This is a genomic window from Rhodococcus sp. P4_F3_2 (assembly GCF_056401335.1).
Genome location: NZ_JBFUJN010000005.1, coordinates 1 through 25,387 on the forward strand (window position 1 = coordinate 1; position 25,387 = coordinate 25,387).

General features: G+C 62.0%; 25 protein-coding genes, 1 tRNA gene and 1 pseudogene. 15 read left to right on the plus strand and 12 right to left on the minus strand.

Annotated features, from left to right (window positions below):
- The 5 genes and pseudogenes from AC1DWA_RS06395 to AC1DWA_RS06415 form a co-directional block, all read right to left on the minus strand.
- Nucleotides 1-1,068, minus strand: a pseudogene (locus AC1DWA_RS06395) (hypothetical protein); the annotation flags it as partial.
- Nucleotides 1,065-1,403: a hypothetical protein gene (locus AC1DWA_RS06400; protein WP_019746453.1), complete on the minus strand. Its 339-nt coding sequence runs from the start codon at nt 1,401-1,403 to the stop codon at nt 1,065-1,067. The pseudogene AC1DWA_RS06395 and the gene AC1DWA_RS06400, both read right to left, overlap by 4 nt.
- A 62-nt stretch (nt 1,404-1,465) precedes the next feature.
- Nucleotides 1,466-1,864 carry a hypothetical protein gene (locus tag AC1DWA_RS06405; protein WP_019746452.1) on the minus strand — a complete coding sequence of 133 codons (399 nt, stop codon included), beginning with the start codon at nt 1,862-1,864 and terminating at the stop codon, nt 1,466-1,468.
- A gap of 91 nt (nt 1,865-1,955) precedes the next feature.
- Entirely contained in the window at nt 1,956-2,639 is a 684-nt protein-coding gene (locus tag AC1DWA_RS06410) for an MspA family porin (RefSeq protein ID WP_029537404.1), read from the minus strand.
- A 589-nt stretch (nt 2,640-3,228) separates the two neighbouring features.
- Nucleotides 3,229-4,080 (minus strand): glycoside hydrolase family 43 protein, encoded by an 852-nt coding sequence (locus AC1DWA_RS06415; protein WP_223257880.1) that lies wholly within the window; start codon nt 4,078-4,080, stop codon nt 3,229-3,231.
- 252 nt (nt 4,081-4,332) lie between these two features.
- Here AC1DWA_RS06415 and AC1DWA_RS06420 point away from each other — a divergent pair, with 252 nt between their 5' ends.
- The gene (locus AC1DWA_RS06420; RefSeq protein WP_477846160.1) at nt 4,333-4,827 is read left to right on the plus strand and encodes a DUF1877 family protein; all 495 of its coding nucleotides are present in this window, start codon (nt 4,333-4,335) and stop codon (nt 4,825-4,827) included.
- An 81-nt stretch (nt 4,828-4,908) separates the two neighbouring features.
- Here the strand turns inward: AC1DWA_RS06420 and AC1DWA_RS06425 are convergent.
- From AC1DWA_RS06425 to AC1DWA_RS06435, 3 genes are all read right to left on the minus strand, one after another.
- Nucleotides 4,909-4,998: transfer RNA gene (locus AC1DWA_RS06425), tRNA-Ser, on the minus strand.
- A gap of 50 nt (nt 4,999-5,048) precedes the next feature.
- Nucleotides 5,049-5,474, minus strand: a complete 426-nt coding sequence (locus tag AC1DWA_RS06430) for a MarR family winged helix-turn-helix transcriptional regulator (protein WP_020968140.1) — start codon at nt 5,472-5,474, stop codon at nt 5,049-5,051.
- A gap of 128 nt (nt 5,475-5,602) precedes the next feature.
- A complete protein-coding gene (locus tag AC1DWA_RS06435) occupies nt 5,603-6,841 on the minus strand; it encodes a lactate 2-monooxygenase (protein ID WP_477846161.1) in 1,239 nt (412 codons plus the stop codon).
- Between AC1DWA_RS06435 and AC1DWA_RS06440 the strand changes: the two genes are divergently transcribed.
- Nucleotides 6,840-7,829: an NAD(P)H-quinone oxidoreductase gene (locus tag AC1DWA_RS06440; RefSeq protein WP_134998578.1), complete on the plus strand. Its 990-nt coding sequence runs from the start codon at nt 6,840-6,842 to the stop codon at nt 7,827-7,829. The genes AC1DWA_RS06435 and AC1DWA_RS06440 overlap by 2 nt on opposite strands.
- Nucleotides 7,830-7,844: 15 nt before the next feature.
- Here the strand turns inward: AC1DWA_RS06440 and AC1DWA_RS06445 are convergent, their stop codons facing one another.
- Complete coding sequence (locus tag AC1DWA_RS06445) at nt 7,845-9,047, minus strand: cysteine desulfurase-like protein (protein WP_007731767.1); 1,203 nt, start codon at nt 9,045-9,047, stop codon at nt 7,845-7,847.
- A gap of 132 nt (nt 9,048-9,179) precedes the next feature.
- Here AC1DWA_RS06445 and AC1DWA_RS06450 point away from each other — a divergent pair, with 132 nt between their 5' ends.
- From AC1DWA_RS06450 to AC1DWA_RS06475, 6 genes are all read left to right on the plus strand, one after another.
- Nucleotides 9,180-9,749: a bacterial proteasome activator family protein gene (locus AC1DWA_RS06450; RefSeq protein WP_021342495.1), complete on the plus strand. Its 570-nt coding sequence runs from the start codon at nt 9,180-9,182 to the stop codon at nt 9,747-9,749.
- A gap of 64 nt (nt 9,750-9,813) precedes the next feature.
- Nucleotides 9,814-10,686 (plus strand): galactan export ABC transporter permease subunit Wzm/RfbD, encoded by an 873-nt coding sequence (wzm, locus tag AC1DWA_RS06455; RefSeq protein ID WP_020905804.1) that lies wholly within the window; start codon nt 9,814-9,816, stop codon nt 10,684-10,686.
- Between the two features lie 10 nt (nt 10,687-10,696).
- Nucleotides 10,697-11,503: a galactan export ABC transporter ATP-binding subunit Wzt/RfbE gene (gene wzt, locus AC1DWA_RS06460; RefSeq protein ID WP_020905803.1), complete on the plus strand. Its 807-nt coding sequence runs from the start codon at nt 10,697-10,699 to the stop codon at nt 11,501-11,503.
- Nucleotides 11,500-12,396 carry a galactofuranosyltransferase GlfT1 gene (glfT1, locus tag AC1DWA_RS06465; RefSeq protein ID WP_069146654.1) on the plus strand — a complete coding sequence of 299 codons (897 nt, stop codon included), beginning with the start codon at nt 11,500-11,502 and terminating at the stop codon, nt 12,394-12,396. The genes wzt and glfT1 overlap by 4 nt, the downstream gene beginning before the upstream one ends.
- 155 nt (nt 12,397-12,551) lie before the next feature.
- Nucleotides 12,552-13,637: a ribosome small subunit-dependent GTPase A gene (gene rsgA / locus AC1DWA_RS06470; RefSeq protein ID WP_279219040.1), complete on the plus strand. Its 1,086-nt coding sequence runs from the start codon at nt 12,552-12,554 to the stop codon at nt 13,635-13,637.
- A gap of 46 nt (nt 13,638-13,683) precedes the next feature.
- Entirely contained in the window at nt 13,684-14,511 is an 828-nt protein-coding gene (locus AC1DWA_RS06475; RefSeq protein ID WP_279219039.1) for a TylF/MycF/NovP-related O-methyltransferase, read from the plus strand.
- Nucleotides 14,512-14,514: 3 nt separating this feature from the next.
- On the opposite strand, the gene AC1DWA_RS06480 is transcribed toward AC1DWA_RS06475, so the two are convergent.
- Nucleotides 14,515-16,368, minus strand: a complete 1,854-nt coding sequence (locus AC1DWA_RS06480; protein WP_092765768.1) for a glycosyltransferase — start codon at nt 16,366-16,368, stop codon at nt 14,515-14,517.
- Between the two features lie 135 nt (nt 16,369-16,503).
- On the opposite strand from AC1DWA_RS06480, the gene AC1DWA_RS06485 reads away from it, so the two are divergent.
- Entirely contained in the window at nt 16,504-18,723 is a 2,220-nt protein-coding gene (locus AC1DWA_RS06485) for a hypothetical protein (protein ID WP_054188737.1), read from the plus strand.
- Here AC1DWA_RS06485 and AC1DWA_RS06490 read toward each other — a convergent pair.
- Nucleotides 18,678-19,358, minus strand: coding sequence for a class I SAM-dependent methyltransferase (locus tag AC1DWA_RS06490; protein ID WP_078377455.1), 681 nt, complete (start codon nt 19,356-19,358; stop codon nt 18,678-18,680). The genes AC1DWA_RS06485 and AC1DWA_RS06490 overlap by 46 nt on opposite strands.
- A 108-nt stretch (nt 19,359-19,466) precedes the next feature.
- On the opposite strand from AC1DWA_RS06490, the gene AC1DWA_RS06495 reads away from it, so the two are divergent.
- Nucleotides 19,467-20,495, plus strand: coding sequence for a glycosyltransferase (locus AC1DWA_RS06495; RefSeq protein ID WP_223257872.1), 1,029 nt, complete (start codon nt 19,467-19,469; stop codon nt 20,493-20,495).
- A gap of 2 nt (nt 20,496-20,497) precedes the next feature.
- Complete coding sequence (locus tag AC1DWA_RS06500; RefSeq protein ID WP_020905795.1) at nt 20,498-21,424, plus strand: NAD-dependent epimerase/dehydratase family protein; 927 nt, start codon at nt 20,498-20,500, stop codon at nt 21,422-21,424.
- Here the strand turns inward: AC1DWA_RS06500 and rfbB are convergent.
- Nucleotides 21,421-22,428 carry a dTDP-glucose 4,6-dehydratase gene (gene rfbB / locus AC1DWA_RS06505; protein WP_024488303.1) on the minus strand — a complete coding sequence of 336 codons (1,008 nt, stop codon included), beginning with the start codon at nt 22,426-22,428 and terminating at the stop codon, nt 21,421-21,423. The two genes, AC1DWA_RS06500 and rfbB, sit on opposite strands and share 4 nt — an antisense overlap.
- A 107-nt stretch (nt 22,429-22,535) precedes the next feature.
- Between rfbB and rfbA the strand changes: the two genes are divergently transcribed.
- From rfbA to AC1DWA_RS06525, 4 genes are read left to right on the plus strand one after another with little or no spacing between them, the layout of a single operon-like run.
- Nucleotides 22,536-23,411 (plus strand): glucose-1-phosphate thymidylyltransferase RfbA, encoded by an 876-nt coding sequence (rfbA, locus tag AC1DWA_RS06510; RefSeq protein WP_020905793.1) that lies wholly within the window; start codon nt 22,536-22,538, stop codon nt 23,409-23,411.
- Between the two features lies 1 nt (nt 23,412).
- Nucleotides 23,413-24,024 carry a dTDP-4-dehydrorhamnose 3,5-epimerase family protein gene (locus AC1DWA_RS06515; protein WP_223257871.1) on the plus strand — a complete coding sequence of 204 codons (612 nt, stop codon included), beginning with the start codon at nt 23,413-23,415 and terminating at the stop codon, nt 24,022-24,024.
- On the plus strand, nt 24,024-24,494 hold the full coding sequence (locus tag AC1DWA_RS06520) for a GtrA family protein (protein WP_020905791.1): 471 nt from the start codon (nt 24,024-24,026) through the stop codon (nt 24,492-24,494). Before AC1DWA_RS06515 ends, AC1DWA_RS06520 begins: the two co-directional genes overlap by 1 nt.
- The gene (locus AC1DWA_RS06525; RefSeq protein WP_046377751.1) at nt 24,491-25,321 is read left to right on the plus strand and encodes a glycosyltransferase family 2 protein; all 831 of its coding nucleotides are present in this window, start codon (nt 24,491-24,493) and stop codon (nt 25,319-25,321) included. The genes AC1DWA_RS06520 and AC1DWA_RS06525 overlap by 4 nt, the downstream gene beginning before the upstream one ends.
- Nucleotides 25,322-25,387: the final 66 nt, after the last annotated feature.

A 25,387-nucleotide genomic window follows, 5' to 3' on the forward strand; every position in this document is an offset into this window, starting at 1 on the left:
GTCGACGACCTGAACGAGTTGCCCGTCCCGGATCTCGTAATGCGTCGGAACAGGAGTGCCGTTGGCGTCGTACGCCCACGGGGCATCGATTGTCGAGACCGGATTCCCGTCGGCGTCGAAGACGGTGACCGTGCCATCGGGGTTGACACTCATGTGACCGCCGGGCGGCACCGTCACCGGAATCACGGATTCGTGCGACGACGTTTCGTCGTGGATCAGGAAGAAGAACCGGCTTCCGCCGGTGATCGGATCGAACACCCGCAACGAGGACTGCCCGCCAGGTGCGTACGCAGTCAACGGCGACGCGACAGTCCCGACCGCCTGGGAGAGTACTGATTCGGGCGTGCGGGGGCTGAAAGGTCCCGGCCGCCCGCGCACTCCGATACCCGCAGCGGTGAACGCCGCGGCCCCGACGAGGACCAGTTCGAGATACCTGTCACGGCCCGAGTCCTCCCCGGTTGTGGAAACATCTGCTGCCGGATCCGGAACCGTTTGGGCCGGTGCGATATTCGAATCCGAATCCGAATCCGCGGGGATCGGTCCTGGACCGCGATCGGTGGTGGTTCCCTCACCCGGGGTGGGTGTGGGTGAGGGAACCGCTGATGCCGATGCATTGGGGAATGCACCGACACCAGTTTCCGAGGCCGGGGACTCGGAAGTAATGGGCGGAACCTCGATCGTCGGCACAGGGACGATGGGGGTGCCGTTGTAGGTGGGAAAGTTCGTCGGAGCATTGGCCCCGACATTTGGGCCACCGCCTGGAGCCTGCGCACCGGGGAGCCCGACAGTGGTCGTCGGCGCAGCTGTCGACGTCGTGGACGGCGCACTCAGGCACGGGTTGATGATCTCTGGCGGGATGGGCGCACCAGGTGGCAGCGACGCAATGAGATTCAGGTAGATCTGATGATCACGTGCCCGCACCGCCGCGCAGTCTTCTTCCGGCGTCGCGTTCGCCGGAGCGGCGGAGAGTGCGATTCCCGCACCGATCACTCCGGCCGCTCCGGTCAACAGCGCCCCGGCGGCAAGCACTCCCGCGAGAGTCCGGCGAAGTCGTCTACCGGACTTCACCGGTGCGCACCACGATTGTCACTCTTCTTCGTTCGGAGTAGCGCGATGAGTTTGTCTGCGCCCCACCAGAACAACCGTCCGGAGATCGACATCCACAAGAAGAATGCCAGGTAAACCAGGATCGTCCCGTAGTCGTTCGCCCAGCCGGCGAGCTTCCCGATCACCGCGAATGCCGCGATCAGCAACCCCAGTCCGACTGCGGTGGCGATCACAGCCTTGGAAAGTGGACTGAGTTCGCTGTCCGGATCCCAGTCATCAACGTCTGCAACGTCTTTGCTGTCGACGGCAGCGGGTTCCGTTTGCACACTGCGACGTTCGGCGTTGTTGACGGTCATGGCTGGAACTCCAAACAGGAAGGGAGAGCGGGGACAACGAGTCGCCGGTACTGGGCGCGGTATCAGTTCCAGTACTGGTAGGCCAGGGTGACGTACCCGGCGTTGGCCGGGTTGTTCGGATCAGCCAGGTAGACATCGACGTAGCCACCAGCATGTGCAGCGGCTTCGCCGATCACTACGCGGTCGGGGGCGCTGAGCTTGCCATCGGGGCCGACGGTGAGCGCCGAGCCCGGTGCGAGCTCAATCCACCGCTGCGAGCCTGGAACGATGTCGGAGATGGCGTCCGGGATCGGGCTCGCCGCCAACGCCGCGGTTTCCGCATTCGAGAGCGACAGACCGATCCGACCCTGCTCAGGTTCGACGATCGGAGTTGCAGCAGATGCCACGCCGGCGCCGAGAACACCGATCAGGGCGATACCTGCGCTGAGGGTTCCGGCAGTGGCCAAGGTACGAATCTTCATGATTTCTCCTTTGTGAGCGTGATGAGTAACCACCCCGGGACGGGACGGATCAGGAATTACTCGCCAGCAGCGCCGGCGAAGTCTGCGAGGGTCAGAGCCAGGCGGGATCGGAGTACACGAACAACGTGTTGTCGGACGTCGCCGTCGACACCGACAGTTGTGCGTACGAGCGGATCGTCACCGGCCCCATGCACGCATCAACCTTCACGTGCACGTTCTCTGCCGTGATCGACGCCTTCGACGACTCGAGATCCTTCTTCCCCAACGGAATCGTCGTGATCGTGCCCGGCGCAATCGTCGACTGAATACTCGGATTCACCGACGCATTCACACCCACGTTCGCCGACGGGACACCCGAAATACTCACACCGACAGACGGGCCGAGCGAAAAACCAAGCCCCAAGCCAAGTCCGGAGGAAACATCGATCTGGCAGCCGATCTGCAATCCCTGCTCGACATAACCGGTCTTCACTGCCGAATCGCCCTGACCACCGATCGTGCCGGTCACCTTCGCCGACACGAACCCCTCACGGGTGAACGCCGTCGTCGCCAGATTCGGCACCGGGTTCGCCGACAGTTTCGTGGCGGCAAGATCCAACGACCAACCGTCATCGGTGACAGTGCTCGCGAATTTGTCCGCCAACGCCGTCGGCGTTGCCGATGCACTCCCTGCGAAGACCACACCAGACGACAGCGCGGCAACCGCACACGTCGCGAGCCCCACTGCGACCCTCGATCGACGATGGGATAGGCCGTTTTGCGATTCGAGCGACATGAACTGCTCCTCCACGTGACACAGCAACCAGAGCGGTAGCCGACAACTAACTGAATTGGTTACCGGACGGTACCAATCGTCCTGTTTGCCCGCCAGCGCGCCGACTCCGCCATCTTGGATTTAGGGTGAACTTTCGGTAACAGATATATATCGACAGGCTTATCATCAGCAAAAAGGACCTAGGTCCCACTATGAGCAAGGTCACGGTTTGAAGGTAAGAAGAACCCTCAGAAACGGTGTGGCAAACCGAACTGAACCCACGTTTCGTGGGCCTCAGGGCATTTGAAGGCCGAAAGTGCGGACATCCAGCCAGTGCACGTACTTGAATGTGCAACCAACAGGCACTACTTGGCAATCGATCGCAATCAAGACACCTGAGCGGGGCCTAGGAGCGCAACTCTGCATGGTTCACGCGGAGATGTTCACTTCGTGGTCGGCGCGAACTCGCAAGACCCACTTGCGTCGCACCGTTAGCTTGTCAATCACTGATACGTGCAGACGACGCGCAGAAGTAGTACGCATGTACGAGAAAGGGCTCTGACCAAGACCGCAGTCCTTGATCAGAGCCCTACCAACTCGGAGTCGAAAGTTATGCCGGTTCTCTCATGATGCCGAGATGCCGTGCAGTCCCGGACACCCCAGGAACCTCTTGCACAGGCGACCAGGTATTCAGCCCGTCCGTGCTGTCGGAGTAGAGATACTTACCTTCGGTATAGGCGTCGAGATAGATCCGCCAGTCGCCGCTCGGCAACTGAACTACGGCCGGACCTTCGACAAGCGAACCCCAATTCCCTGGCGGGACAAACGAATAAGGTCCCGTCACCGAAGGAGCGACCGCATGCTCGACGACCTTCTTCGTCTCGTTCTTGGTGAACGCATGATAGGTCGATCCGACTTTGACCACGGTGGTGTCGATGTGGTCCGCACCGATCCCGGCGAGCGGAACAGGCGGGCTCCACAACCGGAGCGACGGTTCCAACGCCGTCATCAGATACGGCACAAATCCTCCACCGGTCGACATCGACAGGATGACGTTGACACGATCGCCGTCCACAAACCATTCAGGCGCCCAGGCCTTGGTAACGAATGGTGACAGCGACGGTCCGTCGCTGAAACCGGCCGAACCCGAGAAGCCCGGCGGGCTCGCAGAACCGGTGCCATCTCCCGTTCCAGGCATCAACGCGCAGCAAAACGGAACCGGATAGTTCCCCAGCGGTGTCCAATTGATGCGGTCGCTGCTGCGTGCGAAACCGATGTTCGCCCCACCACCCGTCGTGTAGGTGAGGTAGTACAGCCCGTCCGTGTTCCGGAAGATGCTCGGATCACGCACGAGCCCAGACGGCGGCCTGTACGCCGACTGCTGGACGAGCTGAAAGCCGGTGCCGTCGGCCGACTCGTAGACATCCATGTCACGGTCGCTGGCGTTGCTGAACGCCACCATTGTGTATTTCCAGTCAGGCGGCGGCGCGGCGCTGCTGGCAGGGGCTGCGACCAGCAACCCCGCGACGACGAGGATCACCAGCGATACAGCAGAAAGGCCGGTCCGTTTTGTCGGAATCACCGATGCAGTATGTATGACAGCTAGCGCACGATGGGTAGCTTCGGCGGTAGGTAGAGCAGGATCGTTACCTAAGTCGATTCGCCTTGTAGTGAGGACGGGGACGCCGGCAAGGTCAGCCGTTAGCATCACGCCATGGAACTTGGGGTGCATTTCGCGCTGTCAGACAGCGTGGCAGCGGAACTTCTGGACGCACGCGGCGACGACGACAAACTCGGCGCAGTGGTCGAGGACATCGAGGAGACGGGCCGATCCGAGTTCTCGTGCGACACGGACAAGGCGTGGGATCCGATCCTGTGCGCCCTCTCCAGCACGGGGTACGAGCGCGTGTCCGAGAACTGGCCGGCCTACGGCGTGATCTTGGGGGACGACGACCTCAACACCGACACCGACGACCAACTCGTCACCTACCTGGCACCCGATCGGGTCGCCGAAGTCTCCTCGTACCTGGCGGAAATCACCGAATCCGAGTTCGGCGTGCGCTACGACGCGATGCCGCTCGACGACCGCGACCCCGAGTACGGTCCCGACGAGCGCCGGTACGCCTGGGGTTGGTTGCAGGAAGTGGCGGACTTTTTCCAGCGCGCGGCCCGAGAGAATCACCACGTGGTGTTCACCGTGCGGTTCTGACGCCCACTACCCAAGCAGTGTGACTCCGAAAACAGTAAAGGCTCTGACCTGGACCGAAGTCCGAGGTCAGAGCCTTTGCTTTGGCGGAAGCGGAGGGATTTGAACCCCCGGTGGGTTTAACGCCACGCTCGCTTTCAAGGCGAGTGCATTCGGCCGCTCTGCCACGCTTCCGTGGGCGATCCTATCGGGTGTTCCCGCGGACCGCGAAAACGGCTCCGACGTCAGCGCTCGCCGATGGCTTTGTCGACCTTCTCGAAGACGTCTGCCAGCACGTCCAGTTCCTGGGGAGTCAGCAGATCGACCAGATTGTTCCGAACCCCGGCCACGTGAGTAGGTGCCGCCTCGGCGAGGCGACGCCTACCCTCTTCCGTGATCCGCGCGAGCACGCCGCGACCATCTTCGACGCAAGTGTCGCGCACGACGATGCCCTGAGATTCCATCCGCCTGATCTGGTGCGTCAGGCGGCTACGCGAAGACAACACGCCGTCTGCCAGGTCACTCATCCGCAACGACCCGTCAGCTGACTCCGAGAGCATGACCAGAATGCGGTAATCAGCCAACGACAGGTCGTGTGAATCCTGCAGTTCGCGGTTGAGAACCTCCATGAGGCGCTGATTGCCGTCCATGTAGCCGCGCCATGCACGCATCTCGCACGGCGTCAGCCACGGTGTCTCACCGTGCGCCGCCTGCGATGTCTCCTCGGTTGTCGCTTCAGCTGTCACAGGTTCCAAGTTTAGACCTGTGTCCGCCCGTCACAGTAAGACTCACCCTAAAGTCACGAATTGGACATCAGGATCGAACGGTCGATTTCGGCGACCGATGCCAGGCCCGCCAGCCCCATCGTCAGATCCAGGTCGGCCAGGAGACTTCGGAGCGCATGACGCACTCCGTCAGCTCCGGCCAATCCCAATCCGTACGCCCACGGTCGCCCATACAGCACTGCATCGGCACCCAAGGCCAGAGCCTTGATTACGTCTGCGCCACAACGAATTCCGGAGTCCATCAGGATGTCCACCTCATGCCCCACCGCATCAGCGACGGGACCGAGAGCGTCGAGCGCCGAAATCGACCCGTCGACCTGACGCCCACCATGGTTGCTCACGACGATGCCGTTGGCGCCGGCCGCGACGGCCTCACGTGCGTCGTCGGGGTGGACAATTCCCTTCACCGCGATCGGAAGTGTCGTCCACTGGCGAAGTTTCGCGATATCCGCGATCCGCACCGCGTGATTGCCGAACAACGACACCCACGTGAGAACCGCGATCTGCAGGGCTTCTGCACTCTCCTCGGGAGGCGTCGCCAATTTGGCGCGGAACACCGGATCCGACAGATAGTTGGCAATACCCTTCGCCTGCAGGAACGGAAGGTGGCCGAGCTCGAGATCCCTTGGACGCCAACCCATACCGGGAGTGTCGGCAGTCAGGACGATAGCCTTCGCGCCCGCCGTCTCCGCTCGGCGGACAAACGACTCGGCAAGCTCGTCGTCGGCCGGCCAGTACAGCTGGTACCACCAGTTCTCGCCGGAGGCCGCCGCTACGTCTTCGATGGTCGAGGATGCCGCCGTCGAGAGAATCGATCCGATCCCCAACTCGGCAGTGACCGAACCGACCGCAACCTCGGCGTCGTCGTGGACCAAGCCGAGCACGCCCACCGGAGCCGTCAGGATCGGTGCAGCCAACCGCGTCCCCAACACCTCGACGCTCAGATCGCGTGCGTCCGGCGCCGCAGTCCCCCGCAACATCCGCGGCACGATCGCATGCTTGTCGAACGCACGCAGATTCGACTCCGCGGTTCGTTCGGTCGACGCGCTACCAGCGATGTACCCGAAGGCCTCCGGTGAGAGTTGCTCGCGCGCGGCATCTTCCAAGCCCGCCGCAGTCATCGGCAAAGCCGGCTTCGCGCCGCTCAGTCCCGTCAGATAGATCTCGTTCTGCATGTTCCCGAAGTAAGTCACGTCCGCGACGGTAGCGGCAAAACATCCGTCAGCGGGGAGATTCGCTAGCGTCGTATCCATGTACGCCATAACGATCGATCAGCCCGGCGGTCCCGAGGTCATGAAATGGGCGCAGCAGCCCGATCCTGAACTACCTCGCGGGCACGTACTCGTCGAGGTCGCCGCGACCGCCGTCAACCGCGCCGACCTGCTCCAACGTCAAGGCTTCTACCCGCCGCCGCCAGGCGCGAGTGACATTCTCGGCCTCGAATGCTCGGGTGTGATCACCGAACTCGGCGAAGACGTCACCGGTTGGTCCGTCGGCGACGAAGTCTGCGCATTGCTGGCCGGCGGTGGCTATGCCGAGAAGGTTGCGGTCCCGGCAACACAACTTCTCCCCGTTCCCGCGGGCGTCGATCTCCGTGTCGCAGCGTCTCTGCCGGAAGTTGCGTGCACGGTGTGGTCGAACGTCGTGATGCGCGGCGGACTACGACGCGGACAGGTACTACTCGTCCATGGCGGTGGCGGCGGAATCGGCACCCACGCCATCCAGGTCGGCAAAGCCCTCGGTGCCCGCGTCGCAGTTACCGCGGGTTCGGAGGACAAATTGAACCGCTGCCGCGAATTGGGCGCGGATATTCTCATCAACTATCGCGACAGCGACTTCGTAGCATCACTCGCCGAAGCCACCGACAACCACGGCGCCGATGTGGTTCTGGACAACATGGGAGCGTCGTACCTCGGGCGCAACGTCGACGCACTCGCGATGGATGGCCACGTCGTGATCATCGGAATGCAGGGTGGCCGCAAGGGCGAGGTCGACATCGCCAAGCTGATGGGAAAGCGCGGAAACATCACGTCGACGGGCCTGCGCGGGCGTCCGCTCACCGGCCCCGGCGGCAAAGCGGACATCGTCGCCGACGTCCGTGCGAAGTTGTGGCCGTTGATCGCCGACGGATCGGTTCAACCGATCGTGTCGACCGAACTTTCGATCACCGAGGCGCCATTAGCCCATCAGTTGCTGGATTCGCCGGAAACCGTAGGCAAGGTCATCCTCACCGTGAAGTGAGCCGAGCGGGATCGATCAGCCCAGGGCGCCGAGTTCGGCGACCAGCTGATTGATCTCGTACCGAGTCGTGTACGGCGCAAGGCCGACGGTGACCGCGCCGCCTTCGTCGTTGACACCGAGGGCGTCGAGCAGCCTGGAACCACCATGCGTACCGCTGACCGTTGCGATGCGCTTGTCGGCCAGGTGCGCGGCGACCTTGTCTGCCGCCATCCCCTCGAGCGTGAAGCTGAGCGTCGGCACCCGCGTGGGTGCGCCGCCGATCACCATCACGTTGGGCAGGGCTGCGAGAGAACGCATGAGGTGATCGAACAGACCGTCCTGATAGTCCTGCAGCGAGCTGATCGAGGTTTCGAGGCGCTCACGCCTGGTTCCCGTTGCCGATTCGTCCAAGCCCGCCAGGAAATCGATCGACGACGTGAGACCGGACAGCAGCGCGAACTGATGACCGCCCACCTCGAGTCGCTCGGCGCCACGCGCGTACGGGTTGAGCGACACGGCCGGAATCCGGTCGAGCAGTCCGGGATCGCGGAAGACGAGTGCGCCCACCTGTGGACCGCCCCACGACGGCGCGCTGACGGCAACGATGTCCGCCCCGAGATCAGCCATGTCCACATGCGCATATGGCGCTGCACCGACGGCGTCGACCACCATCAGTCCGCCGAATTCGTGCAGACGATCAGCTGCGGCACGGACGTTCGGAGCCGAACCGACGACCGGTGATGCGGCCGTCAAGGCCACCAAGCGAGTCGTCGAGGTGATGAGATCGTTGAACTGCCAACTCGGGAGCTCACACGTTTCGATTTCGACCTCGGCCCATCGCACCTGAGCGCCGTAGCGACTGGCCACACGAAGCCAGGGCGCGACGTTGGCCTCTTCGTCGAGGCGCGAGAGCACGAGACCGGTTCCGAGTCCCAACCGCGAACTCAGCGACTCGGCGAGCCAAGCCAACAGTACCGCTCGGTCTGATCCGAGAACGACTCCCGCAGGATCTCCGCCGACCAGATCGGCGACCGCGGTGCGCGCACTCTCGAGAATGGCAGCACTACGACGGTTCGAGACGTGGCGACCGGAGGAAGAAGATGCAGAGGCACGGAACGCGGTGGAGACCGTCCGCGAGACGGCGTCCGGGATCTGCATTCCGGCCTGCGGATCGAGGTGGATCCAGCCGTCACCGAGTGAGGGAATCAACCCCCGTACGCGGGCAACGTCGTAAGCCATGCTCGACACTCTAGGTGCAGACGCCCGCTTAGTCGAAGGCAGTCACCCAATTACCCGTCAGTACAGTTATTCCATAGCTAACTTTTTGGGGGTTACGCGGCGTTTGTCGCCCACACACGACAAGATGGAAGCATGACGAACCCCGACAAAGAGCAGGTACTCGTTATCGGACCCGACGGTCGACCCGTCGCGATGCCGGCGGCCGAGGCAGAAGCCGCCACCTCCGGCACCACCGAAGGCGCGGAAACAGAAGCCGAGTCCGTCGCCGAGATGGTCGAGCAGCCGGCGAAGGTCATGCGAATCGGCACGATGATCAAACAACTCTTGGAAGAAGTGCGCGCCGCACCGCTCGACGACGCCAGCCGCAAGCGCCTCAAGGACATCCACACCTCGTCCATCCGAGAACTGGAACAAGGCCTGGCACCCGAACTCCGTGAAGAACTCGAGCGACTGAGCCTCCCGTTCACCGACGACTCCATTCCCTCGGACGCCGAACTGCGAATCGCGCAGGCCCAACTCGTCGGCTGGCTCGAAGGACTGTTCCACGGAATTCAGACCGCACTGTTCGCGCAGCAGATGGCAGCGCGCGCTCAGCTCGAACAAATGCGTCAGGGCGCACTGCCTCCCGGCATGAGCATCGGGGCTCCGCATTCGCCTGCACATCCGGACCAACAGAGCCCAGGAACCGGCCAGTATCTGTAACCCGGACCACCACTAGGTCCGAGGGAAATCCGGCGCCGACGCCAGGCCGGTAGGCTCGACCTCCGTGTCAGCATCCGCAATCGAATCCGAGACGCCGGACGCACCTGCGCCCGTGTCCGACTCCCAGACGTTCCGTCGTGCGTTCAAAGACCTTCGCGACGGTCTGAATCAGCGTGAGTTGTGGCTCAGCCTCGGCTGGCAGGACATCAAACAGCGCTACCGCCGGTCGGTGATCGGTCCGTTCTGGATCACGATCGCCACCGGCGTCCAGGCCACCGCCATCGGCATTCTGTACGCGGCCCTGTTGGACATGCCACTCCAGGAGTTCCTGCCGTATGTGACGGTGGGCCTGATCGTCTGGAACCTCATCAATGCCTCGATCATCGAAGGCTCCGAAGTCTTTGTCGCCAACGAAGGCCTGATCAAACAGCTGCCATCAGCCTTGAGCGTGCACATCTATCGACTGGTGTGGCGGCAGATGTTGTTCTTCGCACACAACCTGCTGATCTACGTGATCATGGTGATCGCGTTCGGGGTCTGGCGGAACCTGAGTTGGGCGTCGTTGGCTGCGATCCCGGCGTTGGGACTGATCGTGCTCAACGCACTGTGGGTCTCGATCGTGTTCGGAATCTTCGCCACTCGATACCGTGACATCGCACCGATTCTGTCTTCGCTGACGCTGCTGCTTTTCGTGCTGACACCGATCATGTGGACAACACAAAGCCTCGAGGCTCAGGGCGGCGCGGTCCGAGATCGTGCAAAGATCGCCGAACTCAATCCGCTGTTCCACTACCTGGACATCGTCCGCGCGCCGATGATCGGGCAGCCGCAAGAGCTTTACCACTGGTACATCGTCATCACGATCACGGTGGTCGGCTGGGCCGTCGCATTGCTGGCGCTTCGCAAATACCGGGCCCGCGTGCCCTACTGGGTTTAGGGACATCGCAATGACCGAACATGTGAACATCTCAACGCACAACGCCTGCGTCGACTTCCCGATCTTCGACGCGAAGTCCCGGTCGATGAAGAAGGCATTCCTCGGTAAAGCGGGTGGCGCCATCGGCCGCAACAGTTCCGACGTTGTGGTCGTGGAAGCCCTGAAAGACATCACGATGACGCTCAAAGAGGGCGACCGTGTAGGGCTGGTCGGCCACAACGGCGCCGGAAAGTCCACCCTGCTGCGCTTGCTCTCCGGGATCTACGAACCCACCCGGGGATCCGCCACCATTCGCGGGCGCGTCGCACCTGTTTTCGACCTCGGAGTCGGCATGGATCCCGAGATCTCCGGCTACGAGAACATCATCATCCGCGGCCTGTTCCTCGGTCAGACCCGCAAGCAGATGCTCGCGAAGATGGATGAAATCGCCGACTTCACCGAACTCGGCGACTATCTCGACATGCCATTGCGCACGTACTCCACCGGCATGCGCGTGCGCATCGCTATGGGCGTGGTCACCAGTATCGATCCCGAGATCCTGCTACTCGACGAAGGCATCGGTGCCGTCGACGCCGAATTCATGAAGAAGGCCAGAGTTCGGCTGCAAAAGCTGGTGGAACGCTCCGGCATCCTGGTATTCGCCAGCCACTCCAACGAATTCCTCGCTCAGCTGTGCAACAGCGCGATGTGGATCGACCACGGCCAGATCCGCATGCAGGGTGACATCGAGGATGTCGTGCGCGCCTACGAAGGCGACGACGCCGCCGAACACGTGCGCCACGTCATCAAGGAGATGGAACGGGAGAACACCCTGTGAGCGCACCCGAGAAGATCATCGGGGTTGTCGTCACGCACAAGCGTCGTGAACTGCTGGCCGAATCCTTGAAGGTCCTCAGCACCCAGTCGCGGCCGCTCGATCACCTGGTTGTCGTCGACAACGCCGACGAAGCCGATGTGAAAGACCTCGTCGACAACGCTCCACTGCCGACGAGTTACATCGGTTCTCAGCACAACCTCGGCGGTGCCGGAGGATTTGCTCTGGGCATTCTCTACGCACTTTCGCTCGGCGCCGACCGCGTCTGGCTCGCCGACGACGACGGGCGTCCGGAGGGCCCCGAGGTCCTGGAAACCCTGCTCGACTGTGCAATTCGGAACGACCTGGCCGAGGTCTCCCCCGTCGTCTGCGACATCGACAACCCAGACCGCCTCGCGTTCCCCTTGCGCCGCGGCACGTCGTGGCGCCGGTTGCGTTCCGAACTCGGCGACGAGGATCTCCTGCCAGGCATCGCGTCCCTCTTCAACGGTGCACTGTTCACCGCCGATGCGATCGATGCTGTCGGAGTTCCGGATCTACGCCTGTTCGTCCGCGGCGACGAGGTCGAGGTACATCGTCGCCTCGTGCGCTCCGGCCTGAAGTTCGGTACCTGCCTGCAAACTGCTTACGTCCACCCCAACGGCGCGGACGAGTTCAAGCCGATTCTCGGCGGACGTATGCACACGCAGTACCCCGACAACGACACGAAGCGCTACTTCACGTACCGCAACCGTGGATACATCCTCGCCCAACCGGGAATGCGGAAACTGCTTCCGCAGGAATGGGTTCGGTTCGGCTGGTACTTCCTGATCACCCGCCGCGATCCGGCAGGACTACGCGAGTGGATGCGACTGCGCAAACTCGGCCGGGAAGAGAAGTTCGAACGCCCGAGTTAAATCAGTTGCACAGTCGCGCCCGCGGCTGAGACGATTCTGATCCGACGCATGGTGCGTCCTGAGAATTACGAGGAGTGAGTATTGATGACTGTCGTGTTCCGCAGTTTCAGCGCCGTCAACGTTCACACTTCTTCGTACTCGAGGACACAATCACCATGCCGGAAAACAACACGCTCCTGACCGAATACGGTTGGAACGCAACACTCTCGAACACATTCACTACCCTGGCCCCACCGGACTCCGCACCCGGGCGCGTTCTTCGCGTCGACCGCGGCCGGTGCGACGTGGCCGTCGCCGAAGGCACAGTTCGCGCACTCACCGGCAGTGATCCGCTCGCTACCAGCCAACTGTGCACGGGTGACTGGGTGGCCGTCGCCGAGGTACTGAACTCACGCGAACCCGAGATGCACACGGTCACTTCAATACTCCCCCGATCGAGCAGCATCGTTCGATCCTCGGCGTCCGGAAAATCGGAAGGCCAGATTCTGGCTGCGAACGTCGACACCGTCGTCATCGCCACGGCTTCGGACGGCGACGTCGATCTCGGGCGCATCGAGCGACTACTCGCACTCGCCTGGGAAAGTGGCGCAACACCTGTCGTCGCACTCACCAAATCGGATGCAGCTCAATATATCTCCGACACTCTAGCTGAGGTCTCTGCCATTGCGCCCGGCGCAACAGTGCTGGCCGTCAGTGCCGAGACCAACGAAGGAATGGATGTACTCGATGCAGTTCTGGACGGCACCGTGGCGATACTCGGTCCATCCGGCGCCGGTAAGTCGACGCTCGCGAACGCACTCCTCGCGGACACCACAGGCGCCGATCGACTCGAGACCGGCCGCGTTCGAACCGGCGACGGAAAGGGACGCCACACCACAGTCACGAGAGAACTGATCCCCTTCTCCGGCGCCCGGACGTTGATCGACACACCCGGCCTGCGAGGGGTTGGCATGTGGAATGCGGCGGAGGGGATCGACAAGACGTTCCCCGAGATCGAGGAACTGATTGCAGAGTGCCGGTTCTCGGATTGCGCACACAACTCCGAGCCTGGATGCGCAGTCCTGGGCGCACTCGGGCGTGGTGAGATCGATGAGCGGAGACTCGCGAGCTACCGGAAACTACAGCGAGAGAACGCGTGGAACGCCGCGCGAAGCGATGCTCGTCTGCAGGCAGAGAGGACGCGGGAGATCAAGGTGATCTCCCGACATCTCAAGAGTCACTACCGCGGTCGGAACCGGTAGCGAACAAAGCCTGGCAGCATGGAGGTGATCCCGACGAGAGGTTGCCATGTTCGAGCGGTTACGTTCCAGCGCCAGGACCAAGCTTCAGCGTGCGGTATCCGAGGTGGTCGAGACCGCCGACCGTCGCAACGCCGATCGCACGCAGCAGATCCTCGACGCGCTGGCACTCTCACGTGACGAACTGGCCGAGGCCCGCGGTGACATCGCGGGCCTCCGGTCCAGGATCGACGAGCTGGAATTTCGCCAGCGTCGGGATCTGGCCTACGCCGTGGATCTGGAAGCGACAGCGTCGACTGCCGAGTTCATCCTCGAACACCTTCGAGTCACCGACACATTCGGCCACCCACACGACACGCTGCGCCATGCACTGGGCCAGATCGAAATACCCGGCATGGCACTCGAATTCGGCGTTGCCAGCGGAACCACGCTCAGGATCATCACGGAGGCATTCACCGAACGCGAGGGAACCGTCGCGGGTTTCGACGTGTTCTCCGGCCTTCCGGAAACGTGGCGGACCGGGTTCCCGGTTGGCGAGTTCGCTCAGGAATCCATCCCCGAAGTACCTGGAGCGCAACTTGTTCCAGGCCTGTTCGAGGACACCTTGCCCTCGTTCCTGAACGACAAATCCGGCCCCGTTGCGTTCCTGCACCTCGACGCCGACCTCTACTCGTCCACCAAGACGGTGCTCGATCTCCTCGGCGACCGACTCGTACCCGGATCAATTGTCGTCTTCGACGAGTTCTTCAACTATCCCGGATGGCAGCAGCACGAATACCGGGCGTGGACGGAGTTCGTCACACGCACCGGCATCTCGTTCGAATACCTCGGCTACACCGTCGACAACGAGCAGGTCATCGTCGAGATCACCAGCTGAGAATCACTTCTCGTACAGACGTGCCCAGTTCTCTCGACTCGTGAGTTCCGGCATCGCAGCGCGGTACTTCGCCGACACGGCAGGTGCTTCCTTCTGGAATCGACGCAGTAGCTTCACCGTTCGGGTCAAGAGAGCACGCGCCGTAGCCTTGTCTCGCTGCCGGATACGTACCCCCGACTGCGAAGCATCGGTGACGACTACATGGTCGAACTGCGAGATGTGCCACCAGTGCGCATCCTCGCGCGGAATATTGACCAAACCGCCACGGGTGCGCCCCAGCCACTGATTCAACCCACGTTTGGCCAGAATCACTCGCATCAGGCTCGGTTCACCACCGGCACGCTCGGTGTGGAGTTCGTTCGAGGCGATCGGGGCAGTAGCCGCATCGTGTTTGATCGTCTCGGCATACTGCGCTCGGCCGGCACGGATGCTTGCCATGGCCTCGATGCCGCCGTCCCGCAACGCTTCCGGACCGTCGAGATAATCCTCGATGCCCTTCAACGTCGTGAAGGCAAGGCCGTATTGCATTCCGACGAGGAATTCGGAGATCTGGCGGAAGAACTGACGTGAAAGTCCCTTGGTGTCGAGATCGCTGTGCAAAGACCCGACGACGAGGGAGTTACGCGTACTGAAGTAGCGGGCCCAGTCGTCGAAGTCCTTCCAATAGAAATCGGCATGCCACACAGCGGCGTTGGGCAACGTGACGGTGACAAACCCTGCTTTCCGGGCCCTGATTCCGTACTCCACGTCATCCCACTGAAAGAAGATCGGAACGGGTAACCCGATGGCTTCGACAACTTCGGCGGGGATCAGGCACGTCCACCAGGCGTTGTATCCCGCATCGACTCGACGCTCTTGACGCTTCTTGAGCATGCTCGTGTTGATGAGAGCCTTGGGCACTCGTTGCCCGTGATGGAGAGTCTTCAGATCTACGTCTTCGGCACCGACATTGAGGAAATCGGGATTGAGCAGATACATCATCTGCGCACCCACCAATGTCGGTTCCACCGTCATATTCGCAAAAGCGTTGAGGCGCAACACTGTTTCTGGTTCACAGAGAATATCGTCGTCCATCAGGATGACGTCGGCGAGATCTGCCCCCTCGGATGTAGCCTCGAAAAGCCCACGTGAAAAACCGCCCGCTCCGCCGAGATTCGGCTGCTGCAGATATTTCAGCTTCTCACCGAGCTTGTCTGCCGCCTCGACGAAGCGCGCCCGATCTTTCACCAGGTCGTTACCTTGATCGACGACGTACACGGAGCTGACGAGGTCACGCACAGTGGCATCGGAAGCCAGTGCAGCAACAGTCTCGGCACAATCGTCGGCCCGATTGAAGGTGCAGATCGCCACCGAGACCGGGCGAACCGTCTCCGGAGCGGCCACGGTCCATTCCAAGTGGTCGATCGTCATCGGAGCGTCGACAGAATCCACCTCGAGCCAGAGGGCGCCGCCGTCGACGAACTTGTCCAACGATGTGGTCAACGTGACCTCTGAGGACCCCGATCCGTCGCGGGTCTCGAGAATACGGCGATGCCCGGCGATATCCGAAGCAACCATCCGGACGCGGAACCGACCCTCGCTCTCGATCCGCAGCGAAGCCTCGACCTCTGTGACAGTCGTCCACCGCTGCCAGTAGCTGGCAGCGAAACGCCCGAAATAGGTGTTGGTGCTGATACGTGCGCCCTTGTCCAGAGCGACTCGGTGCCGGGTCCGCTCACCGGAGCCCTTCCGGAACTCGACGTACAGGTCGTCGTTGACTATCGGCGACATTCCGACGAACACGCCGCGCTGGACCACCAAACGGCGAGCCATGACCTGCCCGTTCTCCGGCACCCCCACCTTTACCTGCTCGGGCATATGACTCCTACGTGAATCTTGAAAAAGCTGTACCTGTCACTCGCAGGGTATCCGAGGTGGAATTACCCCCGAAACTCGAAAACACAGCCTCGGCTACTGTCTCTGGTGCATCCACCCGTGCGACCTGGAGATCCCTTGACACTCGAACTACCCGCTCCCACCCGTCGGGAACGCTGGAGCTGGGGCGCTGTGATCCCAGCAGTCGTGTGCCTCGCATTCTTCGCGATCGTCACGGTGGACCCTCGCTACTTCTATGTCGACGACACCGAATCCGGTGCGGTCGGCAACTGGGTTCAGCTGGGCCATCTGATGCGAGAGGGACAATTCCCCTCGCTGGTTCTGGATCAGTGGATGGCTGGAAACTATCCGGTCGAGGGTCAGGGTGGGCTGTGGAACCCGGTCCAGATCTTCATCAACTACATCGCACCGTCCGTCGACAATCTCGCTTTGCTGGCCACGCTGGTGAAGTTGGCATTCGCGATCATCCTCGGATGGGGCGTCTATCGAGTCTGCCTCGAATACGGCGCGCGCCCCTACTGGGCGGCCGTCGCCGGAAGCGCAGTGCCCTTTGCCGGGTTCACCCTGTACTTCGAGTACCCGTCGTGGGTTACGTCGGTGATCGGAATGGCCTGGGTGGTGCAGGCGTGGGCCAGCGGAATTCGCTATGCCCGCGGCCGGTCGGGGCCGATACCCGTCTTCGTCTTCCTCTATCTCGCGATCAGCGTCGGATACGTCCATGCGGCATTGATGGCCGGAGTGACCGTCGGGGCACTGATGGTGGGCGAATACGTCCGCAGTCCGCAGTGGCGGACAACAGTGAAGCTCGGACTGGTCGGCGTCTCGGCCGCAGCCTGCGGCGCGATCACCTTTCTTCCCGGGCTGCTCTCCTCGGCCGTCACATGGCGCACCGGCGAAGAAGGTACGTTCAACGACAATTTCCTGACGGCACCGTGGTCGGAAACACTGACGGCGAGTATTCCGTCGTCCGTCTCGAGCATCGAGTCCTGGACGGGCGAAACCACCTACGCACCGATCACCTACATCGCCTGGTTCGCGATACCGGCACTGGCATTCATCGGCTGGCGGAAAGCACAGGGTTCGCTGCGAGAGTTGGTGACCCCGCTGCTGCTGTTGGCCTTCATTCTGCTGTTCACCGCGGGCCCCAGCGACATCGGCCAGATTCGGTGGCCGGCACGACTACTTCCCTTCGTCGCGGTGTTCTCCCTGGTACTACTCGGTGTGCTGCTGAGCCGATTCGGGACTTTGGACAAACTGCGATCACGCGTCATCGCTGCATCGTTGATCGTGTTCGTCTTGATGATTCGTGCCAGTTCTTCGGGTCCGCAGTACTTCATCCGACATCTCACCTGGGCTGTCGTGATCATCGCCGTCGGAGCACTCGCCATCTACCTCGGTCGTAGATACGGCGCCCCGGCGATCGCAGGTCTACTGATTCTCACCATCGCTCCGGTGACTCTGTATCAAGTGATCGCGTATCCCCAGGCGCTGAACAAGTGGTACCTGCCGACCAGCCAATCCGAAGCCAAGGCGAACTTTCCGGATTTCCCGGGCACGACCCTTCAGCTCGGCAATCGCGCGCTGATCCGAATCGACGCCGAAACAACAGAACTCCCGTGGACTTCGCAGGTGTACGGAAACTACGCCAAGGTGCTCGATCTCGACTACGTCAACGCGTACACCCCGGTCGGCCACGCGGACTTCGCTTCGCTTCTGTGTATGGGATTCGACGGGTCGACGTGCGACGACGCCTACCGAAACGTGTTCAGGCCGGATGAATACACCGGTCGAACCAGCGCAGACCTGATGCTGCTCGACCGCGTCGTCCTTCAACGGAAGCAGTACCCGGGCGCTGACAACGAACCCGCCCCACCCGGGTGGCACTGGGCAGAAGTGCCCGAGGTCGCCCAGGACCAGATCTACGTCCTCGAACGCGACGCCGGCCCGATCTCCGGTCAACCGGGCCGTGTGTCGGCAACTGTCAATGCCGACGCACAGTCCGAGTACATGAGCGTCAAGAACGAGCGTGTGCGAGTCAGCTCACCGGGCGGTGGCAGCGTGGTATTCGCACGGTTGGCATGGCCGGGCTACACCGCGACCCTCGACGGCGAACCCATCCCGACCAAGGGCCTTGGCGGAACGTACCTCTACGTCGATCTGCCGCCTGGCACCGACAACGCGGAACTGGTGATCAACTTCCGTTCCCCAGGACAGAGGATCGGCTATGTCGGTATGGGCTTCGGGCTCGTTATCCTTGCCGGCCTCTCCGTGATCTACTACCGCGACAGGCGTCAGAGCCGGGACGGGACCTCCGCGATCACCACAGACTCGTTGTAGATGAACGGCTTTCCCATCCACCGCGGAAACGGGAACGACAGCGAGCGCCTGACTACAAGACCGTTGTCCGCACAGATCTTTTCGAGGTCGACGCCGTCGAGGAAGACGGTATGCGTGGGATCGCTGGCGAAGCCACGTTCCTGAGGGCAGATCAGCATGACGGTCGCACCCGGTTCCAGGAATGGAAGGTACTCGGCGACGATGCCGGAAGCTTCTCCCGCCGGCAGGTGCTCGAGGAGATGCGCCATCAGCATTCCGTCGAAGGTTCGCTGATCGCTTTCGGAGTGAAATTCCGCAGAAGAGTACGCCTCGAACCCGAGCGATCGACAGAACTCCACCGAATGTTCGTTGTGGTCCACCCCGACACTGCCAGGGGGAAGATTTCGCAGATTTCGGCCGATCCCGCAGCCGACGTCGAGCACCTTCCGGCCGCCGAGGAAACGTCGGATATTCCACTGATACGGCGCTTGCACGTTCAGAACGCGCTTCCATTTGGCGCCTTGAAGCTCACGCAACCGAGCCGTGTACTCGGTGTCGGTGGTATCACCGCTACCCGTATCGGCTCTCCCAGGAAGGCCTGTGTTCTCGCGATTGTTCTCGCGTCGATCGTTGGTGTGATCTTCGAACTCGGCCACTGGAGACTCACTTTCGTCGAGTGATCCGGATCATAACTTCACGATTCTCCGACATGTACGCCCCCACGCCGAGAAGCCGACCCCCGGCGACGTATACACTCCCCGCCTGTGAAGACCGATGGCACACCCGAGTCGGTGCAACCGCACCGAATTTCCGTCGTCGTGCCGGTTTACCAGGGCGAACACACTCTCAATGCACTCATCGACGAGATACTTCCCCTGACGAAAACCCAGACCACTCCCGGCGGGCGGCCGTTGGTCGTCGAAGAAGTCCTTCTCGTCTTCGACCACGGTCCGGACGGATCAGCTGCGGTCATCCGTGAACTCGCGAGACAACATGACTTCATCCGACCCATCTGGCTCTCGCGCAACTTCGGCCAACATCCGGCAACACTGGCGGGAATGGCGTCGAGTGGTGGCGAATGGGTTGTCACCATGGATGAAGACGGCCAGCACGACCCGGCCGACATCGGTGGACTCCTCGACACTGCACTGGATCAACAGGCCACCCTCGTCTACGCGCAGCCCGTGAACGCGGCACCCCACGGTGCGCTACGCAACGCGGCGTCGAAGTCGTCGAAATGGTTGACCACCAAAATTCTCTCGTCCGAGAACTCCGTGAAGTATCAGAGCTTCCGACTGGTCCTCGGAGAGGTCGGACGGTCGGTCGCCGCATACGCCGGATCCGAGGCGTACCTCGACGTGGCTCTGGGCTGGATCGCGGGAGAGGTCACCACCAGCCCGGTTCAACTGCGTGAGGAACGCGGACGCGCATCCGGATATCACCTCAGAAGCTTGCTGTCGCATTTCTGGCGAATGGTTCTCTCCAGCGGCACCAAGGGCCTGCGAATGGTCAGCTTGATCGGCTTCCTGTTCGCTGTCGGCGGTCTCGTCATCGTCCTCTACGTGTTGGCGTCGTACGTGTTCTTCGACGCCGGCGTCGAGGTGCGGGGATGGGCGTCGACGATGATCGTGATGCTGTTCGGTTTCGGGGCAGTGCTCTTCTCGTTGGGTGTGATCGCCGAATACATCGGTGTCGCAGTCAAGACGGCAATGGGAAAGCCGCCGTACCTCATCGTCAGCGACCCCGCGTCAGGCCCGTTGGGGCGCCGGAACGCCACCGAGCCACCCGCGTAACAATGAATGTCCCCACGTGGGTAGTCGGCAGCGGCGGCCTCCTCGGCAGCTCCGTGGCCCGCGAACTCGAGCGCCGTGGGGCCGACATCCGCACCAGCCGCGTCCCGTGGGGCGAACCCGCTCTGGCCAGAGAAATCCTGTTCGCCGATGCCAGGAAACTGGTTACTGACGCCGCCGGCGGCCCGTGGCGAATGGCGTGGTGCGCCGGTGCAGGTGTGAACGGTACGAGCAGTGACGAATTCGCTCGCGAGAACCAACTCATGAAGGACGTTCTCGACGAGCTGGGGACGGCGGACGCAGGCGTCGGGACCGTCTTCCACGCTTCGTCTGCCGGCGGCGTCTACGCCGGAGCTCCCGGAGCACCGCACACCGAAACAAGCGCGACCAATCCACTGGCCGACTACGGGCGAGCAAAGCTCGATGCCGAATCCATTGTTCGCGAATTCGGCTCCAGAAGCGGAACCCGCACTGTCATAGGAAGATTCGCAAATCTCTACGGCCCGGGTCAGAATCTGGCGAAACCCCAAGGCCTGATTTCGCACCTCTGCCGAGGCTATCTGCTGTCGATGCCCATTTCGATCTACGTTCCCATGGACACGCTTCGGGACTACGTCTACGTCTCCGACGCGGCCGAAATGGTGGTCGACAGCTTCACCCGAGCGGAAGCGTCGCAGGAACCGACGGTCACCAAGATCTACGCGTCCGGACGCAGCGTCACCATCGGAGCGATCCTCGGCGCGTGCCACACCGTCTTCAGAAAACGCCCCAACGTTGTGCTCGCCAGTTCTCCACTCGCTTCGGCGCAAGCCCGAGACCTACGGCTGCGATCGATCGTGTGGACTGATCTGGACCAGCGCACACATCGCCCGTTGCCTGCCGGGATAGCGTCGACCCTCGACTCCATCCGCCGCAATCTGGCTGCACGCTAGGAAGTGGTCTTCTCGCCGGCTGCCACGTATGCCTGCTCGGTCGCGTCCTTCTGCGGACGCCACCACTGTTCGTTGTCGCGGTACCAGTCGATCGTCGCTTCCAGACCACTGCGGAAGTCCTCGTAGCGCGGGGACCAGCCAAGTTCTTTCCGGAGCAGACTCGAGTCGATCGCGTACCTCACGTCGTGCCCCGGGCGGTCGGTGACAAAATCGAACTCGTCGGCGCCACGGCCCAATATCTGCAGAATCGACTCCATGACAGTTCGGTTGTTCACCTCACCGTCAGCGCCGATCAAGTAGGTCTGACCGATCCGGCCACCGTCGATGATCGCCCAGACCGCGCTGTTGTGGTCGTCGACATGAATCCAGTCACGGACGTTCAAGCCGTCGCCGTACAACTTGGGACGCAATCCGGCGAGAACATTGGTGATCTGCCGCGGGATGAACTTCTCAACATGTTGATAAGGGCCGTAATTGTTCGAGCAGTTCGACAGGGTGGCCCGGACGCCGAACGAACGGGTCCACGCGCGCACCAACATGTCGCTCGATGCCTTCGTCGACGAGTAGGGGCTCGACGGGTTGTACGCGGTCGACTCCGTGAAACGGTCCGGATCGCCCAGTTCGAGGTCTCCGTACACCTCGTCGGTGGAAATGTGGTGATACCTGACGTCGTGCTTGCGCACAGCCTGCAGGAGCGTGAAGGTTCCCACGATGTTGGTCTGCACGAACGGCCACGGATCAGCGAGCGAATTGTCGTTGTGGGACTCGGCAGCAAAATGAACGACGACGTCGGCAGCGCCCACCAGTTCGTCGACGAGAACTGCGTCGGTGATGTCGCCGTGAACAAACGTGATGCGGTCGGCTATCGAATCGAGCGAAGACTTGTTGCCCGCGTAGGTCAGCGCATCGAGCACCGTGACCTCGGCGTCGGGGCGCTCTGCCACCGTCTGATGGACGAAATTGGCGCCGATGAAGCCTGCACCGCCAGTCACGAGAACTCTCACGTTTGCGCCTCCACGATCACCGAATCGAACCGATCTATCTACCGGCCACGCACGATACCGTGCGCCCGAGATTTGTTTCTCCAGCGAACACTGGAACACTTCGAGGCATGCGCGGAATCATTCTGGCGGGCGGCACGGGGTCGAGGTTGCACCCCATCACGCTCGGCGTGAGCAAACAGCTGGTCCCCGTCTACGACAAACCGATGATCTATTACCCACTCAGCACCCTGATGCTGGCCGGGATTCGCGACATCATGATCATCACCACAGAAGACGACGCACCGCAGTTCCAGCGGTTGCTCGGCGACGGCTCGCAGTTCGGCGTCGACCTGACCTACCAGATCCAGCACGAGCCGAATGGTCTCGCACAAGCCTTCGTACTCGGAGCCGGCCACATCGGTTCGGAATCCGCGGCCCTGGTCCTCGGCGACAACATTTTCTACGGCCCAGGTCTGGGCAGTAAGCTCACGCGTTTCGAGAACATCGACGGTGGCGCCGTATTCGCGTATTGGGTTTCGGACCCCACGGCTTACGGAGTCATCGAGTTCGACCGCGAAGGCAAAGCCGTCTCGCTCGAGGAGAAGCCGGCGAACCCGCGCTCCAACTATTCGGTGCCTGGCCTTTATTTCTACGACAACGACGTTGTCGCCATCGCCAAGGACCTCGAACCATCGGCACGCGGCGAGTACGAGATCACCGACGTCAACCGTGCGTACCTCGAAGCTGGTCGCCTCCAGGTCGAAGTACTTCCTCGCGGCACCGCGTGGCTCGACACCGGAACTTTCGATTCGCTTCTCGACGCATCGAACTACGTGCGCACGATCGAGGAGCGTCAGGGACTCAAGATCGGCGCGCCCGAAGAAGTTGCGTGGCGGCACGGATTCATCACCGACGACGAGCTACGCATTCGTGCTGAGAAGCTCCTCAAATCCGGATACGGAAAATACCTTCTCGAACTTCTCGACCGCGGCAAGGACTGGTGACATGGCAGATACTCACGTGATGAGCCAGTATCGCGAACTGAAAGTGCCAGGGGCCTGGGAATTCACACCCAAACAGTTCGGCGACGACCGTGGAGTCTTCCTCGAGTGGTTCCGTGAACCCGGATTCTCCGAGATCACCGGCCGCACCCTCGACCTTCAGCAGGCCAATTGCTCGGTCTCGGCTGCCGGCGTCCTACGAGGCATCCATTTTGCCGACGTCCCTCCCGGACAGGCCAAGTACGTCACGTGTGTCAAAGGCGCGATACTCGACATCGCCGTCGACCTCCGCGTGGGATCGCCGACCTTCGGCCAGTGGGATTCGGTCCTTCTCGACGACGTCGACCGCCGAGCGATCTTTCTGTCCGAAGGGCTCGGGCACGCCTTCCTGTCCCTCGAGGACAACTCGACAGTGGTTTACCTGTGCTCGACGGGATACGCCCCCGAACGTGAGCACGAAGTTCACCCCCTCGATCCCGACATAGCGATCGACTGGCCCACCGTGGGTCGCAGCGGTGAGCCCCTGAACATCACGCTCTCCGCGAAGGACACAGCGGCACCGTCGCTTCAAGATGCCGTGTCGGCAGGGCTGCTGCCCACGTTCGGCGAAGGCTGATGGCTTCACCGGATTCGACTGCAACACCCCCCGCCGGAATGACCGGCAGGCCGGGTCCGTTGATGCGCGTCGTCAAGAATCAGGCCCTTGCCTTTCTGCTCGTCGGTGGCGTCAACACGGCGCTCGGAACCGCCTGGTTCATTGCCTGGCAGATCGCGCTCGGCGATCAATTCGGCTACCACTTCGCGATCGTTGCCGGGTACGTCTGCAACCTGCTGTGCGCTTTTGCGATGTACCGCTACCTGGTCTTCGAAGTTCGCGGTCACTTCCTCCGTGACTTCTGGCGATTCGTCGTCGTCAATTTCGGAGCCTTCGTGATCAACCTCGCGCTGATGACCGTCGCGGTCTCGGTCCTGCACTTTCCTCCCATCCCGTCACAACTCGTCATCACTGCGGTAACCGCAACAGCAAGCTTCTTCGGTTACCGCGATTTCTCGTTCAGTCGAAACAAGAGAACAGGCAACTCATGACTCCGCGTGTTTCCGTCGTCGTCCCGGCTTACAACAATGCCGACTACATTGCCGAGACGATCGACTCGATCCTGAATCAGACCTACCAGGACTTCGAACTGATCATCTCGGATCATTCGTCGACCGACGACACCGTCAAGGTCCTGGCGCGATACGCCGACGATCCGCGGATCGAGATCCTGTCGACCGAGGCCGGCGGCGGAGCGAAGCGAAACTGGGACCGGGTCAGCGAAGCCGCGAACGGAGAGCTCCTGAAACTGGTGTGCGGTGACGACACCATCTACCCCGAGTGCTTGGCGGAACAGGTCGCGGCTTTCGACGAGCACCCCTCGGTGGTACTCGTGGCCTCGCAACGCAAACTGGTCGATGCAAACGGAAAGACCATCCTCTCCGCGCGCGGACTTGCAGGGCTGAAGGGACTGGTCACCGGGCGCGACGCGGCCCGCAAGACGGTAACGGCGGGAGCGAACATCTTCGGCGAGCCCGGATGTGTACTCATGAAGCGATCCGCCTTGAAGGCCATCGGATGGTGGGACGACACCAACCCGTACGTCATCGACGAAGCCACGTACACCGCCGTCGCACTCCAAGGCGACGTCTATGCGATCGCCAAGCCCCTCGCGTCCTTCCGCGTCAACGCCGGACAGTGGAGTGTGCGTCTGGCCAAGGATCAGGCACGCCAGGCAGCGGCATTCCACAAAGATCTCCGGGAATCGGATCCGACTCTCGTCTCCGCAATGGACGTCCGAATCGGCGACGCACGCGCACTCGCCACCTCCTTCATGCGTCGCGGCGTCTACATGCTGTTGCGCCATCGCATGTCTTGATCGTTGCCGGTTGGGTAATCTTCACCTTTCACACTCGATGGGATGACGACCGGCGGGACGGACGGC

Coding starts and splice junctions, on each gene's coding strand:
- AC1DWA_RS06400 (WP_019746453.1), bottom strand. CDS start 1,403: ATGACCGTCAACAACGCCGAACGTCGCAGTGTGCAAACGGAACCCGCT.
- AC1DWA_RS06405 (WP_019746452.1), bottom strand. CDS start 1,864: ATGAAGATTCGTACCTTGGCCACTGCCGGAACCCTCAGCGCAGGTATC.
- AC1DWA_RS06410 (WP_029537404.1), bottom strand. CDS start 2,639: ATGTCGCTCGAATCGCAAAACGGCCTATCCCATCGTCGATCGAGGGTC.
- AC1DWA_RS06415 (WP_223257880.1), bottom strand. CDS start 4,080: ATGGTGGCGTTCAGCAACGCCAGCGACCGTGACATGGATGTCTACGAG.
- AC1DWA_RS06420 (WP_477846160.1), top strand. CDS start 4,333: ATGGAACTTGGGGTGCATTTCGCGCTGTCAGACAGCGTGGCAGCGGAA.
- AC1DWA_RS06430 (WP_020968140.1), bottom strand. CDS start 5,474: ATGCGTGCATGGCGCGGCTACATGGACGGCAATCAGCGCCTCATGGAG.
- AC1DWA_RS06440 (WP_134998578.1), top strand. CDS start 6,840: ATGTACGCCATAACGATCGATCAGCCCGGCGGTCCCGAGGTCATGAAA.
- AC1DWA_RS06435 (WP_477846161.1), bottom strand. CDS start 6,841: ATGGATACGACGCTAGCGAATCTCCCCGCTGACGGATGTTTTGCCGCT.
- AC1DWA_RS06445 (WP_007731767.1), bottom strand. CDS start 9,047: ATGGCTTACGACGTTGCCCGCGTACGGGGGTTGATTCCCTCACTCGGT.
- AC1DWA_RS06450 (WP_021342495.1), top strand. CDS start 9,180: ATGACGAACCCCGACAAAGAGCAGGTACTCGTTATCGGACCCGACGGT.
- wzt (WP_020905803.1), top strand. CDS start 10,697: ATGACCGAACATGTGAACATCTCAACGCACAACGCCTGCGTCGACTTC.
- rsgA (WP_279219040.1), top strand. CDS start 12,552: ATGCCGGAAAACAACACGCTCCTGACCGAATACGGTTGGAACGCAACA.
- AC1DWA_RS06475 (WP_279219039.1), top strand. CDS start 13,684: ATGTTCGAGCGGTTACGTTCCAGCGCCAGGACCAAGCTTCAGCGTGCG.
- AC1DWA_RS06480 (WP_092765768.1), bottom strand. CDS start 16,368: ATGCCCGAGCAGGTAAAGGTGGGGGTGCCGGAGAACGGGCAGGTCATG.
- AC1DWA_RS06500 (WP_020905795.1), top strand. CDS start 20,498: ATGAATGTCCCCACGTGGGTAGTCGGCAGCGGCGGCCTCCTCGGCAGC.
- rfbA (WP_020905793.1), top strand. CDS start 22,536: ATGCGCGGAATCATTCTGGCGGGCGGCACGGGGTCGAGGTTGCACCCC.
- AC1DWA_RS06515 (WP_223257871.1), top strand. CDS start 23,413: ATGGCAGATACTCACGTGATGAGCCAGTATCGCGAACTGAAAGTGCCA.
- AC1DWA_RS06520 (WP_020905791.1), top strand. CDS start 24,024: ATGGCTTCACCGGATTCGACTGCAACACCCCCCGCCGGAATGACCGGC.
- AC1DWA_RS06525 (WP_046377751.1), top strand. CDS start 24,491: ATGACTCCGCGTGTTTCCGTCGTCGTCCCGGCTTACAACAATGCCGAC.